We start from the raw sequence: 15,494 nt of genomic DNA, 5'->3' as shown, positions 1-15,494 counted from the left end.
GGGAAGCCCCGGGGCGCCTGCCTGACGTACGTCGAGACCCATGGGACGGAGCCGCGGCCCAAGAGCCTGGTCGGACGGCGGGGCCGACCCTCCGGAGCCCCCGAGGACGGGCAGGGCCCCGGACGGCTCTTGTCTGCGTATCGGGGCCGTCCCGGGGCGCTCAGGCCTCGCGGGGCCGGGGCAGGGGCAGGGTGGCGTCCGTCGGACCGGAGCGCCGGCTGTCGGACCAGGCCGCCCAGAGGCCGGCGTAGCGGCCGCCCGCGGCGACCAGTTCCGCGTGGGTGCCGCTCTCCACGACCCGGCCCCGGTCGAGGACGACGATGCGGTCCGCGCTCGCCGCCTGCGGCAGCCGGTGGGCGACCATGAGTCCGGTCCGGCCCTCCAGGGCGCGCAGCGCGGCGGCTTCCAGGGTGCGGGCGCCGGCGCTCCCGGCGTCGGCGGTGGCCTCGTCGAGGATCGCCACGGGCGGATCGGCGAGCACGAGCCGGGCCAGGGCCAGTTGTTGGGCCTGCGTCACCGTCAGCCGATGTCCGCCCTCCCCCACGACGGTGGACACGCCCTCGGGCAGGGCCTCCACCCAGGTCAGGGCATCGACGCGGGCCAGCGCGGCGGTGATCTCCGCGTCGGTCGCCGCGGGCCTGGCCAGCCGCAGATCGTCCGCGAGCGGTCCGGCGAAGACGTGAACCTCCTGGCTGATCAGGGTCACGGCGGCGCGTACGCCCGCCGGGCCGAGCTCGCGGGTGTCGGCGCCGCCGAGTTCGATCGAGCCGGAGGTCGGTCGGTGGACGCCGGCGATCAGCTTGGCGAGGGTGGTCTTGCCGGCGCCGCTGGCTCCGACGAGCGCCACGCGTTCCCCGGCCCGGACCTCCAGGTCCACCTCGGTCAGGACCGGGTGACCGGGCTCGTACGCATGGCCGAGCGCCCGGACGCGTACGGAACCGTCGGCCGGTCGCGCCGCCCCCGTGGGTCCCTCCTCGGCCGGCAGGGAGGCGACGCCGACGAGCCGGGCGAGGCTCGCGCCGGCGGACTGGGCGTCGTCGATGAGGAACAGTGCCGTGTTGACGGGGTTGAACAGGCCGTGGAAGTAGAGCGCCGCGGCGGTGGCGGTGCCGATGCTCACGGTGCCGTTGCCGACCAGCAGGAAGCCGGTGACCAGCACGGCGGCGAGTCCGATGAACTCGGCGAGGTTGAGCCGGGAGAAGAAGCCGGAGACGAGCCTGATCCCGCGCAGGGCCAGGTCCACGGCCTCCCGCGAGCGCGCGTCCAGCAGTCGGGCGTGCTGCCCGGTCAGGCGGAACGCCCGCACCGTGCGCACGCCGCCCACGCTGTCGAGGAGCTGGTGCTGGAGGGCGCCGTTGGCGACGCGGTGGGCGGCGTACACGGGGACCGCGCGCGGGATGTACCAGCGGACGGTCAGGACGTGGACCGGGACGGCGAGCAGCACGGCGAGCGGGAACCGCCAGTCGAGCACGGCGAGTCCGGCCAGGGTCAGCACGATGGTCAGGAGGGCGGTGGTGAACTCGGGCAGGGCTTGGCGCACGACCCGGGTGATGAGGGTGACGTCGCCGGTCACCCGTGAGGTGAGGTCGCCCGAGCCGGCCTGTTCGACGCGTTCCAGTGGGAGGTTCAGGGCCCGTTCGATGAACCGTTCGCGCACTCCGGCGAGGACGGTTTCGCCGAGCCGTGCGACGAGGGAGCTGCCGAGGGCGGTGGCGGCGCCCCGGCCGACGGCCACCGCGAGCAGGAGGATCATGGGGACGGTCAGCGAGCCGGTGCCCCGGTGCGCGGCCACCAGGTCGACCATGCGGCCGAGGATCGGGGCGGTGAGCAGGCCGATGCCGGTGCCGAGGGTGAGGACGGCGGCGGCGGTGAGCGCCTGGAGGCGGCGTCCGCGCAGCAGTTCGGCGACGGCGGCGAGGGTCTGTCCGCCGGTGGCCACGGGCAGGATGGCGCGCGCGGCGGCGCTCGCCGTGCCCGGGTTGTGCGGGTCGCCCGGCGGCGGCGCGTCGGTCGACCCGGACGGCTCGTCGGGCCCGGTCGGCTCTTCGGGCGTGCGGTCGGAACTCATACGAGCACCACCGATCGGTAGGACGCGTCGTCGGTGACGAGTTCCGGATGGCGGCCGTCGGCGGTGACGGCGCCGTCGCGGATGACCACGACGCGGTCGGTGACGGACAGCAGCGCGGGGCTGGTGGTGACGAGGAGCGTGGTGCGCCCCTTGCGCAGGTCGCGCAGGCGGGCCGCGATCAGCGACTCGGTGACGGTGTCCACGGCGGTGGTCGGGTCGTGGACGACCAGGACGTGCGGGTCGGCGGCCAGGGCCCGGGCCAGCGCGACCCGTTGGCGTTGGCCGCCGGACAACGACCTGCCGCGTTCGCTGAGCGGGGTGTGCACGCCCTGGGGCAGCGCGCGGGCCACGTCGTCGGTGGTGGAGGCGTTGAGCACCGGGCCGAGGTCGGCCACGGAGGTGTCGGCCCCCGCCCGGACGTTGTCGAGGAGGCTGGCCTCGAAGAGGTCGGCGTCGTGGTGGGCGACGAGGACGGCGCGGCGTACGGCGTCGGGATCGAGGGAGGACAGGGCGATCCCGCCCAGCTCGACCGTGCCGCGCTCCGGGTCGAACTCGCGGCCGAGGCACAGCAGCAGGTCGGTGGCGGCCGCCGGGTCGGGGCAGACGACGCCGACCAGGCTGCCCTCCGCGATGTCCAGGTCGATGTCGCGCAGCGCCCCGTACGAGACGCCGCGCAACCGCAGTCCCCCCGTGAACGGGTCGGGCGGGGTGGCGGTTCCTGCGGGCACGGCGTGCGAGGAGTCGAGCACCTCGCCGATCCGGGCGGCGGAGGCGCGGCCCTGCGCGAACTCGGCGCTGACGTAGGTGAGGAGTTGGAAGGGACCGAGGAGGAACTGCGCGAGGCCCACGGCCGCGACGAGTTCACCGACGCTGAGCGAGCCGTCCATGGCGAGGCGGGCTCCGACCAGCCCGATGACGGCGATGAAGACGCCGGTCAGGGACAGGATCGCCCCGTCGTGCCAGGACCGGCTGCGGGCGGCGCGCAGTGCGGCCGCGAGGGAGTCCCGGCTGGTGCGGCGGTACCGGTCCACGGCCGCCGGTTCGGCGCCGATGCCCTTGAGCACGCGCAGGCCGGCGACCAGGTCGGCGGCGACTCCCGAGGCGTGCGCGGCCTGTTCCTGTTCGGCCTCGCTGCGCCGTTCGAGGGGGCGGCTGATGAGGTGTCCGAGCCACAACAGGGGCGGTACCCCGAGCAGGATGAGCAGGCCGAGGGGTACCGATACGCGCAGCAGGGCCACGGCGCTGACGGCGAGTCCGGCGACGGCGGCGATCCCGTACGGCAGGGCGGCGACCACGGCGCCCACCCGGGCCGCGTCGCCGGTGGCCATGGCGGTGAGCGCGCCGGGCAGTCGGCCGGAGTCGGCGCCGCCGCGCGGGTCGAGGACCCGGGTGCCGAGTTCGGTGCGGATGCGGTGCGCGGCCAGTTCGCCGGAGCCGTCGGTGATGCGGGCCGCGGTGCGGTAGCAGGTGGACAACACGAGGAAGAGCACGGCGAGGACGAGCAGCCAGCGCAGGAGTGCCGCTCCGGATCCGGTGGCGACGGCCCGGTCGATGATGACGCCGATGACGACGGGGACCATCGCCTCGCAGGCCTGGTGGGTCGTTCCGAGGAGCGAGGCGGCGGCGACCCGGCGCCGCTGCGCGGTGATCGCGCGCCGGAGGACGGAACCTCCGGGTGGGCCGGCGTCGAGCATGCGGGACCTCCGGAGGTCGGGTTAGGTGAGGCTACTCTAATGTTCGACCCTCCCCATCGGGTGCGATTCCCACGCCGGACGGACTGCCCCGCCGTGCAAGCGCGTTGACCCCTCCGAGAACATTCGGTTAGCCTCACCTAAGTTGAACGTGCTTGGTCGCATTGTGCGATCGGTCGCCGAGGGGAGCCGTGTTGTCGGTCGAGACCCGGGCGAAGGTCGGACGTGATGCCGAGGAGCTCCCGGCTCCTCGGGGACGCGGAGCCGCGGTGGCCGCCGTGGCCGCCGTGCGGAGCGTGGGGTTGCTGGTCGCGCTCGCCGCGCTCGTGGTGATCGCCCTGCTGAGCGTGTGGTCGGGCACCCGCGACATCCCCTTCACCTCGACATGGGGGGTGCTGTGGAACCCCGACGGCACGCAGACCTCCGTGATCATCCACGATTACCGGATCCCCCGGACCGTGCTCGGACTGCTCGTGGGCGTCGCCCTCGGGCTGTCCGGCGCCCTGATGCAGGCCCTCACCCGCAACCCGCTGGCCGACCCCGGCCTCCTCGGGGTGAGCCTGGGGGCCTCGACGGGGGTGGTGGTGGCCATCGCCTTCCTGGGCATCGGTTCGGCCCTCGGCTACGTCTGGTTCGCCTTCGTGGGAGCCGCCGTCGCCTCGGTCGTGGTCTTCCTGCTCGGCTCGGCCGGACGGAAACTGGCCACCCCGGACCGGCTGGTGGTGGCCGGTGCCTCCGTCACCGCCGTGCTGTACGCCTTCAACTCCGCGATCCTGCTGCTGAACCCGCGCGCCTTCAATCAGTTCCGCCACTGGACGGTGGGTGCGCTCGCCGGCCGGCGGATGGACGTGGTGTGGGTGATCCTGCCCTTCGTCGTCGCCGGACTGGTCCTCGCCCTGCTGCTGGCCCCCTCCCTCAACGCCCTCGCCATGGGCGACCAACTCGGCCGCGCCCTGGGGGTGAACGTCGGCCGCACCCGGATCCTCGGGGTGATCGCCGTGATGCTGTTGTGCGGGGCGGCGACCGCCGCCGCCGGCCCGATCGGGTTCGTCGGCCTGGTGGTCCCGCACGTGGCCCGCTTCCTGGTCGGCCCCGACCAGCGCTGGGTGATGGCCTATTCGGTGCTGCTGGCACCGATCCTGCTCGTCGGGTCCGACGTCCTGGGCCGGGTGGTCGGCGCGCCCGGCGAGATCCAGGTGGGCATCGTCACCGCGTTCGTCGGGGCGCCGCTCTTCCTCGTCCTGTGCCGTCGCCGAAAGCTGGTCATGCTGTGAGCCCCGCCCGGGGAACGGGGGCGCCCGCCGCGGCCGTCCGCCCGAAGTCCCGTCCCACCGCCCCCTCGCGGGTGATCACCGGCCGGGTGGTGCGCGGGCGTCGAGGGGGCGTCTCCCTGCGCTTCCACGGCCGTACGCTCCTCGTCGGCGGCACGCTGGCCGTCGTGCTCGTCGCCGTCATGCTGGTCACCCTGACGACCGGCGACTTCACCCTGTCCGTGCCCGAGGTCCTGCGGGCCCTCACCGGCAGCGGCTCCGGAGCGGCCGACTTCGTCGTCAACACGCTGCGCATGCCCCGCCTGGTGACCGCCCTGTGCGTGGGCGCCGCCCTGTCGGTGAGCGGCGCCATCCTGCAGAGCCTGACCCGCAACGCCCTGGGCAGCCCCGACATCATCGGCTTCACCAACGGTTCGGCGACCGGGGCACTGGTCGTGATCGTCACCCTGCACGGCAGCATGACCCAGATCGTGTTCGGCGCCCTGATCGGCGGGCTGGGCACGGCCCTCGCCGTGTACCTGCTGGTGTTCCGCGGGGGCGTGCAGGGGTTCCGTCTCGTCGTCATCGGCATCGGGGTCAGCGCGCTGCTGCTCGCCGTCAACGCGTACCTGATCACCCGCGCCAGTTGGCAGGAGGCGCTGGAGGCGCAGGCCTGGCTCGTCGGCACCCTCGGCAACCGGACCTGGGACCACGCGGCGGCCGTCGGGATCGCCGTGGCCGTCCTGCTGCCGCTCGCGTTCCTCCTCGGCGGCCGACTGACCATGGTGGAGATGGGCGACGACACCGCGATGGCGCTCGGGGTGAACGTGGCGCGCACCCGGACCGCCCTGCTGATCGTCAGTGTCTCGCTGGCCGCCTTCGCCACGGCGGTCACCGGTCCGATCGTGTTCATCGCGCTGGCCGCGCCCCAGTTGGCCCGCAAGTTGATCCGCTCCTCGGGTTCCGGCCTGGTCCCGGCCGCCCTGATGGGCGCCGTCCTGCTGGCCGTGAGCGACCTCGCGGTACAGCGCCTGTTCACCCACGCCCTCCTTCCGGTCGGCACCGCCACGGGAGTCATCGGCGGTCTCTACCTCATCTGGCTGCTGGTCACCGAGTCGCGAAAGAGCCGCGCATGACACGTACGAGCGCTCCGGACACCGTCCCGACGGCCCGGCTGCGGGCCGAGGGCCTGACCCTCCGCTACGAGCAACGGACCGTGGCCACCGACCTCGGGGTGGTCATCCCCGACCACTCCTTCACCGTGATCATCGGCCCGAACGCCTGCGGGAAGTCCACCCTGCTGAAGGCGCTCGCCCGGATGCTCAAGCCCACGGAGGGCGAGGTCTACCTGGACGGGGCCGCCATCGCCTCGTACCGCTCGCGCGAGGTGGCCCGCCGGCTCGGCCTGCTCCCGCAGACCTCGACCGCCCCGGGCGGGATCACCGTCGGCGACCTGGTGGCCCGGGGGCGCTACCCGCACCAGCGGATGCTCAAGCAGTGGGCCCCGGAGGACGAGGACGCGGTGGTCGAGGCCATGCGCCAGACCGGAGTGCTGGAACTCTCCGACCGGCCGGTGGACGACCTGTCGGGCGGGCAGCGCCAACGCGTCTGGCTGTCCATGGTGCTCGCCCAGCAGACCTCGATCCTGCTGCTCGACGAACCGACGACCTACCTCGACATCGCCCACCAGGTGGAGGTGCTGAACCTCTGCGCCGACCTGCACGAGCACAAGGGCCACACCATCGTCGCCGTGCTCCACGACCTCAACCAGGCCTGCCGGTACGCCAGCCACCTGGTGGTCATGAGGCCCGGCGGCACGATCGCCGCCGAGGGCGACCCTTCGACGGTGATGACGGCCGAACTGGTGCGGGACGTCTTCGGCCTGCCCTGCCGGATCATCGAGGACCCGGAGACCGGCACCCCGCTGATGGTCCCCACCGCCCGTACCCGCCACCCCCTGACGCCGGAACCGGTGGCTCCCACTTCCTGAGGACCGATGCCCATGCTCAGTACGCGGCTGACCAACGCGCACGTCGTCACCATGGACCCGGCGCACCCCGTCGCCCACGACATCGGGATCTGGCGCGGCCGGATCGTCGGCCTCGACGAGGCGGTGACGGGACTGCCCGCCCGGGAGGTGGTGGACCTCCAGGGCGCCACCGTGCTGCCGGGGTTCATCGACAGCCACGTCCATCTGGCCTGGACGGGTCTGAAGGCCGCCACGCCGAGCGTGGCGCCGTGCGAGCGGGTCGAGGACGTGTTGGCGGTGGTAGCGCGGGCCGTCGCGGACAAGCCGGTCGGGGCGTGGGTGGACATCGTCGGATACGACCAGCGGGCCCTGGGGCGGCATCTGACGGCCGTCGAACTGGACAAGGTCGCTGACGGCCGCAAGGTGTTCATGCTGCACGACTCCGGGCACGGCTGCGTGGTCAACAGCGCTGTCCTGGACCTGCTGCCCGCCTCGGACGCGGCCGGCGGGGGCTTCCTCGCCGAGAGCGCCATGACCGCCGCCCGACGGCTGCGACTGCCCTACTCCCAGGAGGAGTTGGCCGACGCCATCGAACGCGCCGGCTGGCAGTGCCTGGGCGAGGGCATCACCGCCTGCGCGGAGGCCGGGATCGGTGGCGGGCTCCTCGGCCACAGCCCGGTCGAGGCCGGCGCCTACCAGGCACTGCGCGACCGGGGCCGGCTTCCGCTGCGGGTCCAGTTGATGGCGGCCGGGGACACCCTGCGCCCCGTGGCGGCCCACGCGGACGACGGCTTCCCGCGCGCGCTCGACCTCGGGCTGCGGACCGGGTTCGGGGACGACTGGCTGTCCGTCGGCGCGCTCAAGATCTACACCGACGGCGGCATGATGGCCCGTACGGCCGCGCTGACCGGCCCGTACGTCGGGACGGACGGGATCGGTGAACTCCAGGACTCCCCCGAGGCGATCACGGAGCTGATCGTGGACGGGCACCTCGCCGGCTGGCAGCTCGCGGTGCACGCCATCGGCGACCGTGCCGCCGACCTCGCCCTGGACGCGCTGGAGCGGGCCCAGGCCCTGCGGCCCCGGCCGGACGCCCGGCACCGGATCGAACACGCCGGACTGATCCGCCCGGACCAGCTGCCGCGGTTCGCCGCGCTGGGTCTCAGTGCGGTGGTCCAGCCGAACTTCCTGCGGTACTTCGGGGACGACTACGCGGCCGTCATGGGTCCCGAGCGGGCCCCGTGGATGTACCGGGGCCGCGGGTTCCTCGACCACGGGGTGACCCTGGTGGGCAGTTCCGACCGGCCCGTGACGGACGGTTCCCCCCTGCGGGCCGTCCAGTTCATGGTCGAGCGGACCTCGCTGTCGGGGCGGGCGATCGGCCCGGACGAGGCGATCAGCGTCGAGGAGGCCCTGTACGCGTACACGGTCGGCGGCGCCCGCGCCTGCCGCTGGGAGGACCGCGCGGGCACTCTGACGCCGGGGAAGCGGGCCGATCTCGTGGTGCTCGCCGACGATCCCACGCGGGTGGAGACCTCGCGCATCGGCGACATCGAGGTGCTCGACACGTACGTGGACGGCGTGCCCACGGCGGGCCGGGTGTGACCGTCCCCCGCTGACGGGCGGGCGGCCGCCGACCGTACGGTCGCGGACCCCGGACAATCGACTTAGGGTAGCCTAAGTTCGATTGTTGTCGGGTGGGAAGGTCGCGGACGAATGACGGTCAGCACGTACCGGGACGCGTGGGGCATTCCCCATCTGAAGGCGTCCGACCACCTCCGACTCGCCTACGGGCAGGGGGAGAACGCCGCACGTGACCGGGCCTGGCAGATCGAGGTCGAGCGGCACCGCTCGCAGGGCACCACGGCCTCGTTCCTCGGTTCGGACGCCGTCGCCTGGGACCGGTTCGCCCGTCAGGCGCGGCTCGACGACACCGCGCGGCGCTGCTTCGCCGGCCTCGACGAGGAGACGGCCGCGTGGGTGGGCGCGTACGTCGACGGGGTCAACGCGGGACTGGCCGAGGGTGCGGCCGCGGCTCCCGAGTTCGCCGCGGTCGGTCTCGCGCCGGGGCACTGGCAGCCGTGGACCCCGCTCGGGGTCTGGCTGGCCCACCACATCCTGTTCGCGGGGTTCCCCACCAAGCTGTGGCGCGAGGAGGTGATCCGCCGGCTGGGCGAGGAGGCCGCCGAACTGTTCGCGACCGACGATCCGGGCACGGCGGGCTCCAACGGCTGGATGGTGTCGGGCGAGTGGACCGCCACCGGCGCCCCGATCATCGCGGGAGACCCCCACCGCTTCCTTCAGGATCCGGGGTTCTACCAGCAGATCCACCTGTCGTGCCCCGATTACGACGTCGTCGGCTTCGCCGTCGCCGGCGTGCCCGGCATCGCGCACTTCGGCCACACCGGCTCGGTGGCCTGGGCCATCACGAACGCGATGTCCGACTACCACGACCTCTACCGGGAACGACTGCGCCCCGTGTCGCCTTCGGGGGACGGCGGGTTCGAGGCGCTCGGGCCGGACGGTTGGCGGCCGGCCCGTCACCACCGGGAGGTCGTCGAGGTCGCGGACGGCGCTCCCGTCGAGGTCGACGTGATCGAGACGGACCGCGGCCCGATCGTCATCGGCGGGCGGGTCCCGGGCGATCCGCAGGAGCCCGAGCCGACCGACGGGCCCGGCCGGGTCAGCCTGCGGTACCCACCCAGGGTCACCGGGGACCTGGGCTTCGCGACCATCCCGGCCCTGATGCGGGCACGTACCGTCGAGGACGTGGACCGGGCGCTCGACGGCTGGATCGAACCGGTCAACGTGGTCCACGCCGCCGACACGGCCGGGGGGCTGCTGCACCGGGTCGCGGGGTACGTGCCCGATCGCCATCGTGACAACGGGCTGCGGATCGTGCCGGCCTGGCACGGGGGGCACGAGTGGCGGGGGCCGCTCGCGACGCCGCGGGAGGACGCCGCGGCGGAGGGCCTCGCGGTGATGGCCAACGCCCGCGGGATCGCGACCCCGCTCGGGGTGGAGTTCGCCCCGCCGTACCGGGCGCGAAGGATCGAGGCGCTGCTGCGCGAGTCCCGGGAGTGGACGGCCCCGGCCATGTCCACCGTCCACATGGACACCCTGCTGGAGGCGGCCCGGCCGCTGTTGGCGGCCGTCGGGCGCCTGACCGGTCTGAGCGCCGGGGCCGAACGGCTGCGTGAGCGGCTGATGGCGTGGGACCTGCGCATGGACGCGGGCAGCCGGACCGCCGGCGACTACGCGCGGCTACGGTCGACCGTCACCCGCCGGATCGCGTCGTCCCCGCAACTGAGGCCGCTGGCCACGACTTTGCCGTACCCGTCGGTGTTCCAGCCCTGGCTGACGCTCACCGCGAAGGTCGCCTTCGCCCTGGAGAACCTGCTCACGACGGACCTGCTGCCCGGACTGCCGCTGACCGGCATTCTGCGCGCGTCCCTGGAGGAGGTCGCGCGGGAGGAACCCCTCGCATGGGGCGCGTCGCACCGGCTGGCCCCGCTCCGAGCGCTGCCGTCGGGCGGCCCGTTCGGGAACACCTTCGGGGGCCCGTCCGGGGAGGAAGGGCCGGGGCTGGGCGGCGACCACGACTGCGTCCTGGCGACCTCGAGCACCCCGGGCGTCACCGACCTCAGCTCGCGCGGCCCTTCCGCCCGTTACGTGTGGGACCTGTCCGACCGGGACCGCAGCCTCTGGGTGGTCCCGCTGGGCGCCACGGGCGTTCCGGCCGACGCACACCACCGTGACCAGTTGCCCCGGTGGCTGCGCGGCGAGCTCGTGCCCGTGCTGACGGATTTCGCCGGCCTCGTCCACGAGCGCACCAGTGCACCGGAGGCCCTGCCGGCGGAGGCGGTCCGTTCCCGCTGAGGCGCGGCGACCGGCAGCGGACGGGAGGGGGCGGCCACCGGCCGTCCCCTCAGCGCCAGTTGTCCTCGATCCAGGTCTGGCAGGCGGCGCGCGAGGCCTCGCCGTGGACGACCTGCCAGCCCGCGGGAATCTCGATGCCGTCCGGCCAGAGCGAGTGTTCGCCCCCGGTGTTGCGCAGCACGCGGAAGAGGCGGTCCGGATCGTCGAACGGGTTGGTCATGACGACCCCCTTTCAGTCACATCAATGGAAGAATATACCGATACATGTATGTTCAAACATGTGCTCGTGGTATCGGAAATCAGTCGATGAGGCGGCGCGTCATCCCGCGCAATGCCAGGAACCAACTGAGGGCGGTGAATCCGATCAGCACGAGCGCGTGAACGAGGTCGCCCATTCCCAGCGTTCCGAACGCCGAGTGACGCACCAATTCCATACAGTGGTAGATCGGATTCACGGTTGCGATGCCTCCGATCCACCCGGGCAGGCCGTCCAACGGGAAGAACACCCCCGCCGCCATGACCATCGGCGTGAGGACGCCCGACACCACCAGGCGCAGCCAGTCGATCGCCGGCACCAGGCAGGAGACCCACATGCCGCACAGGGCGAAGCCGAACCCGGAGAAGAGCGCGATGAAGGGCACCAGCAACAGTCCGGGAGTCGCCGGCAGGCCCGCGGCGAGGGTGATGAGCAGCGGGGCGGAGCTGTAGATCGACGACTTGACGGCGATCCAGGAGGCCTCGGCCGTGATCAGTTCCCAGACGTCGACCGGCCGACTGAGCATGTCGTCGTAGAGCTTCTGGTAGCACCGGCGGTTGAAGGTCTCGAACATCCCGGCGAACGCCGAGGCGAAGAGGACCGACGTGACCACCATGCCGGTGCCGATGAACTGGATGTAGGGCCGTCCCTCCGCCGTGCTGATCAACCGGCTGAACCCGAGACCGAATCCGGCCATGTACACCAGCGGCTCCACCAGGGAACCGAAGGTCACGGCCGGCCAGTAGCGGCGGAAGAGCAGGAGTTCCCGCAGCCAGACGGCCCGCAGGGTGGGCCAGAGCACCGGGGTCGCCTTCCGCGGGTCCTCCGGGGCGCGTACCCGCGTCTGCGCGGGGCGTGCGGGAGCTGCCCTCGTCATGGGAAGGGTCCTTTCTGGAACGGCGGAGCCGTCGCGGGCGGGGCGAGTCAGCTGAAGAGCGCCCCGGTCAGGACGACGAAGACGTCCTCCAACGTGGTGGGGCGCAGGACGTCGGGGGCGCCCAGGAGTTCGTGGACCGAGGCCGTCATGGTCTCGGCGCGCAGCACGGAGACGGAGAGTCCGGTACGTCGGCTGGGCAGGCCCGCCTCCGTCGCGACCCGCTCCACGCGGGCGCGGCGTGCCGCGTCGCCCCGGTACTCGGCGGCCTGCGCCCCGGCGTGCGCGCGCAGCAGTTCCGCGGGGGCGCCCTGGGCGATGAGCTTGCCGCCGAAGACCACGGCCACGCTGTCGGCGAGGCGCTCGGCCTCCTCGATGTAGTGGGTGGACATCACCACGGTGGTGCCGCCCGCGCGCAGTTCCTCGATGACGTCCCAGAGGTCCTGGCGGATCTGCGGATCGAGGCCGACGGTGGGTTCGTCGAGCAGCAGCAGGCGGGGGGACAGCAGGGTCCCCCGGGCCAGGAGCAGTCGTCTGCGCATGCCGCCGGAGAGGGCGTCGACACGGTGGCCGGCCCGATCGGTGAGGCGTGCGTCGGCCAGCGCCCGATCGACCCGGGCACGGCATTCGCGCGCGGGCACGGCCCCCAGCCGGGCGAAGACGTCGAGGTTCTGTCGGACCGACAGCTCGGAGTCGAGGTTGTCGTGCTGTGGCACGACGCCGATCAGGGACCGGACGCGACGGGACTCCTCGGGCAGTCGGTGCCCGAAGACCTCGACGGTACCGCTGTCCGCCCTGCTCTGCCCGGTGAGCATGCGCATGGTGGTGGACTTGCCCGCTCCGTTCGGACCGAGCAGGCCGAGGAACATCCCGGCCGGCACCTCCAGGTCCAGTCCGTCGACGGCCCTGGTCGATCCGTAGCTCTTGACCGCGCCGCTCATGCGGACAGCGGGGACGTTCACCCTGGGATCCCCCTCAAATGCCGTTGACATCGCGGGGCAACTGGTCATGGCCGTCCTGCGGCTGCCCATCCAAACACCATGGGACCGGACCCGGCAAGATCTATCAACGATTGCCCGGTGCTGTTACGTTGCTTCGGTGAACGAACCCGCCTGGTGGTTCGCCAAGCGCCGGGGGGCACGAATGAGAACGCGCATGCCTGCGCTGTCGGCGGTCGCGCTGCTTGCTCTGATCACGGCCTTCTGTGGATTGTCGGTGCAGTCAACTCCCATACCTGCGGGCAAAGATGAGGTGCCGAGTTCCTTTTCCGCAGGGCGCGCGAAAGAGCACATCGAGCAGATCGCGACCACCCCCCATCCCTCCGGATCGGCGGCGTCGGACCGAGTGCGCGGCCACGTGGAAGGCGAGTTGCGGAAACTTGGCCTGAATCCGTCGGTTCAGGAGGCGACCGAGGTGCTTCCCGGCTCCTCCGCCTCCCACCTGGCGGGGCGGGTCCACAACATCACGGCGACCGTCCCCGGGCGGTCCTCGACCGGAAGGATCCTGCTCGTCGCCCACACCGACTCCACGTCTTCCGGTCCCGGCGCGTCCGACGACGGACTCGGAGTGGGCGCGGTGTTGGAGATCGCCCGTGTACTCAAAGCCGGGGAGCGCACCCGCAACGACGTCGTCCTGCTCTTCACCGACGCGGAGGAGATCGGGCAGCTCGGGGCGAGGGCGTACGTGCGGAACACGCCGGCCCTCGACCCGCGACGGGACGTCGTGATCAACTTCGATGCGCGCGGCACCACGGGTCCGGCCGTCATGTTCCAGACGGGTGAGCGCAGCGCGGGCGTGGTCGGCGCGTTGGGCGACCGCCCGCCGGTCACCACCTCCCTGGCCGACGAGGTCTACCGGTTGCTCCCCAACGAGACCGACTTCACCCACTTTCGCGAGGCGGGCCTGACCGGTCTGAACTTCGCCGTGATCGGCGGCAGTTCGCGCTACCACTCCACCGAGGACGACATCGAGCACGTCGACTCCGGCAGCCTCCAGGACCTGGGAGCCACCGCGCTCTCCGCCACCAGGAGCCTCGCGGGCGCGGACCTGGAGCAGGTCGCCGGCGCTTCGGACGCGACCTGGTTCAACGTGGGCCCGGTACTGGTGCGTTACCCGGCCGGAGCCGTGCTGCCCCTGGCGGGAGCGGCCCTCCTCGCCGCCGTCGCGGCCGGCTGGTACGCCCGCCGGCGCGGAGCGCTGCGCCTGCGGAGGGTTGCGGTGGGGGTGGCCGCGTTCCCGTTGGTCCTGGTGGCGGCGGGGGCGGTCGGCTGGGCTTCCTGGCAGGCCCTCCTGTTGGTCAAGCCCGCCTACGGCCGGTTCACGCACGGGGATCCGTACCGTCCGGAACTCCTCGTCGCCGGGCTGGTGTCGCTCGTCGTGGCGGTCGCCTGGGGCTGGACGCGGTGGGCCCGCACCCGTACGACGCAGCCGGAGTCCCTGGCGGCCGTGCTGGCGTGGCTGGTGGCGCTCGCCCTGGCCACCGCCCTGGCGCTGCCCGGCGCGTGCTACCTGTTCACGTGGACCGCGCTCGCGGGCGCGGCGGCCTTGGCCCTGACCGCGCGGCTCGCCGAGGAGTCGCCCTGGCGTCCCGTGGCCCTCGCCCTGCCGGGCGTGCCGGCCGCGGTCCTGATCGTCCCGCTGGTCGTCCTGCTGTTCCCGGCGGTACAACTCGCCGCTGCGGCGGCTCCCTTGGTCTTCGTGGCGCTGGTCGCGGTGTTGCTGCTGCTGCCGTCGGCCCACCTCGCGGGTCGGCCGCGCGCCGGGCTCGCCGGCGGTCTGGCCCTCGCCCTGTCGGGGCTCACGCTGCTGGGGGTCGGCGCGGCGGTCGACGGCACGGACCGCGGCCACCCGCTGCCCGTGAGCCTGATGTACGCCCGGGACCTGGACCGCTCACGCGCGTACTGGGTGTCGGAGAACGCCGACCCGGACTCGTGGGTGGCCCACTACACCGACGGCGAACGCACATCGGACCTGGAGAACAGCATCCCGGCCCTGCCGGCGCCGCCCGGCGGTCATCTCGTCGGCGACGCCCCGGCGGTGGCGGTCGCGGAGCCGGTGGTGCGCGTCGTCTCCGAAGAACGCGTCGCGGACGGGCGCCGGTTGACTCTGTCCGTGTCCGCCGAGCGGGGCCGCTCCGTCCTGACCGCGCTCTACGTGGACACCTCGTCCACCGAGGTGGTCAAGGCGAACCTGGCGGGCGCCCCCGGCGGTTCGGGCGAGATGCCCGGCGGGGAGAACCGCTCGTACACCGCGACCCCCTGGAAGTGGGGGTTCGTCCACGCCGCGCCGCCGGCGGAGGGGTTCACGCTCACCCTGACCGTACGGGGCCACGGTCCGGTGCGACTGCTCGCCATGACCGAGGAGGCGGGGCTGCCCGCCTCCGCCCTGGACCGACCGCTCCCCGGGGACCGGGCGTACTTCGCCGACGAGGCGGGCCTGTCCCTGGCGAGCCGCACTTACACGTTCTGACCACGGGTCGTGCCCGCCCGGCGGGCACGACCGCACCGA

The 15,494-nt window shown here is 73.0% G+C and carries 11 protein-coding genes; 6 read left to right on the top strand and 5 right to left on the bottom strand.

The genetic code is table 11. The features are described 5' to 3' along the window. Positions 1–160 precede the first annotated feature (160 nt). Both OHA84_RS30520 and OHA84_RS30515 read right to left on the bottom strand, forming a co-directional pair. Positions 161–2,068 (bottom strand): ABC transporter ATP-binding protein, encoded by a 1,908-nt coding sequence (locus OHA84_RS30520; RefSeq protein ID WP_266968758.1) that lies wholly within the window; start codon positions 2,066–2,068, stop codon positions 161–163. Next, positions 2,065–3,762, bottom strand: a complete 1,698-nt coding sequence (locus OHA84_RS30515; protein WP_266952393.1) for an ABC transporter ATP-binding protein — start codon at positions 3,760–3,762, stop codon at positions 2,065–2,067. The genes OHA84_RS30520 and OHA84_RS30515 overlap by 4 nt, the downstream gene beginning before the upstream one ends. Positions 3,763–3,953: 191 nt before the next feature. Here OHA84_RS30515 and OHA84_RS30510 point away from each other — a divergent pair, with 191 nt between their 5' ends. From OHA84_RS30510 to OHA84_RS30490, 5 genes are all read left to right on the top strand, one after another. Continuing rightward, positions 3,954–5,033 (top strand): FecCD family ABC transporter permease, encoded by a 1,080-nt coding sequence (locus OHA84_RS30510; protein WP_371591495.1) that lies wholly within the window; start codon positions 3,954–3,956, stop codon positions 5,031–5,033. Further along, complete coding sequence (locus OHA84_RS30505) at positions 5,030–6,145, top strand: iron chelate uptake ABC transporter family permease subunit (RefSeq protein ID WP_053677965.1); 1,116 nt, start codon at positions 5,030–5,032, stop codon at positions 6,143–6,145. The genes OHA84_RS30510 and OHA84_RS30505 overlap by 4 nt, the downstream gene beginning before the upstream one ends. Next, positions 6,142–6,999, top strand: coding sequence for an ABC transporter ATP-binding protein (locus tag OHA84_RS30500; RefSeq protein WP_266952387.1), 858 nt, complete (start codon positions 6,142–6,144; stop codon positions 6,997–6,999). The genes OHA84_RS30505 and OHA84_RS30500 overlap by 4 nt, the downstream gene beginning before the upstream one ends. A 12-nt stretch (positions 7,000–7,011) precedes the next feature. Further along, positions 7,012–8,583 (top strand): amidohydrolase, encoded by a 1,572-nt coding sequence (locus OHA84_RS30495; protein ID WP_266968762.1) that lies wholly within the window; start codon positions 7,012–7,014, stop codon positions 8,581–8,583. Between the two features lie 111 nt (positions 8,584–8,694). Continuing rightward, on the top strand, positions 8,695–10,857 hold the full coding sequence (locus tag OHA84_RS30490; protein ID WP_266968764.1) for a penicillin acylase family protein: 2,163 nt from the start codon (positions 8,695–8,697) through the stop codon (positions 10,855–10,857). Between the two features lie 49 nt (positions 10,858–10,906). Here the strand turns inward: OHA84_RS30490 and OHA84_RS30485 are convergent, their stop codons facing one another. From OHA84_RS30485 to OHA84_RS30475, 3 genes are all read right to left on the bottom strand, one after another. Beyond that, positions 10,907–11,077 (bottom strand): MbtH family protein, encoded by a 171-nt coding sequence (locus OHA84_RS30485; RefSeq protein ID WP_053677148.1) that lies wholly within the window; start codon positions 11,075–11,077, stop codon positions 10,907–10,909. A gap of 79 nt (positions 11,078–11,156) precedes the next feature. Continuing rightward, complete coding sequence (locus OHA84_RS30480; protein ID WP_266952381.1) at positions 11,157–11,990, bottom strand: ABC transporter permease; 834 nt, start codon at positions 11,988–11,990, stop codon at positions 11,157–11,159. A gap of 47 nt (positions 11,991–12,037) precedes the next feature. Further along, positions 12,038–12,949, bottom strand: coding sequence for an ABC transporter ATP-binding protein (locus tag OHA84_RS30475; RefSeq protein ID WP_199826513.1), 912 nt, complete (start codon positions 12,947–12,949; stop codon positions 12,038–12,040). Between the two features lie 451 nt (positions 12,950–13,400). On the opposite strand from OHA84_RS30475, the gene OHA84_RS30470 reads away from it, so the two are divergent. After that, on the top strand, positions 13,401–15,455 hold the full coding sequence (locus tag OHA84_RS30470; protein ID WP_266968767.1) for a M20/M25/M40 family metallo-hydrolase: 2,055 nt from the start codon (positions 13,401–13,403) through the stop codon (positions 15,453–15,455). The last annotated feature ends 39 nt before the right edge of the window (positions 15,456–15,494 follow it).

Source organism: Streptomyces sp. NBC_00513, assembly GCF_041431415.1.
Taxonomy (GTDB): Bacteria; Actinomycetota; Actinomycetes; order Streptomycetales; family Streptomycetaceae; genus Streptomyces.
Note: the sequence above shows the minus strand (reverse complement) of the source record. Positions and strands in the feature narration are given on the sequence as shown.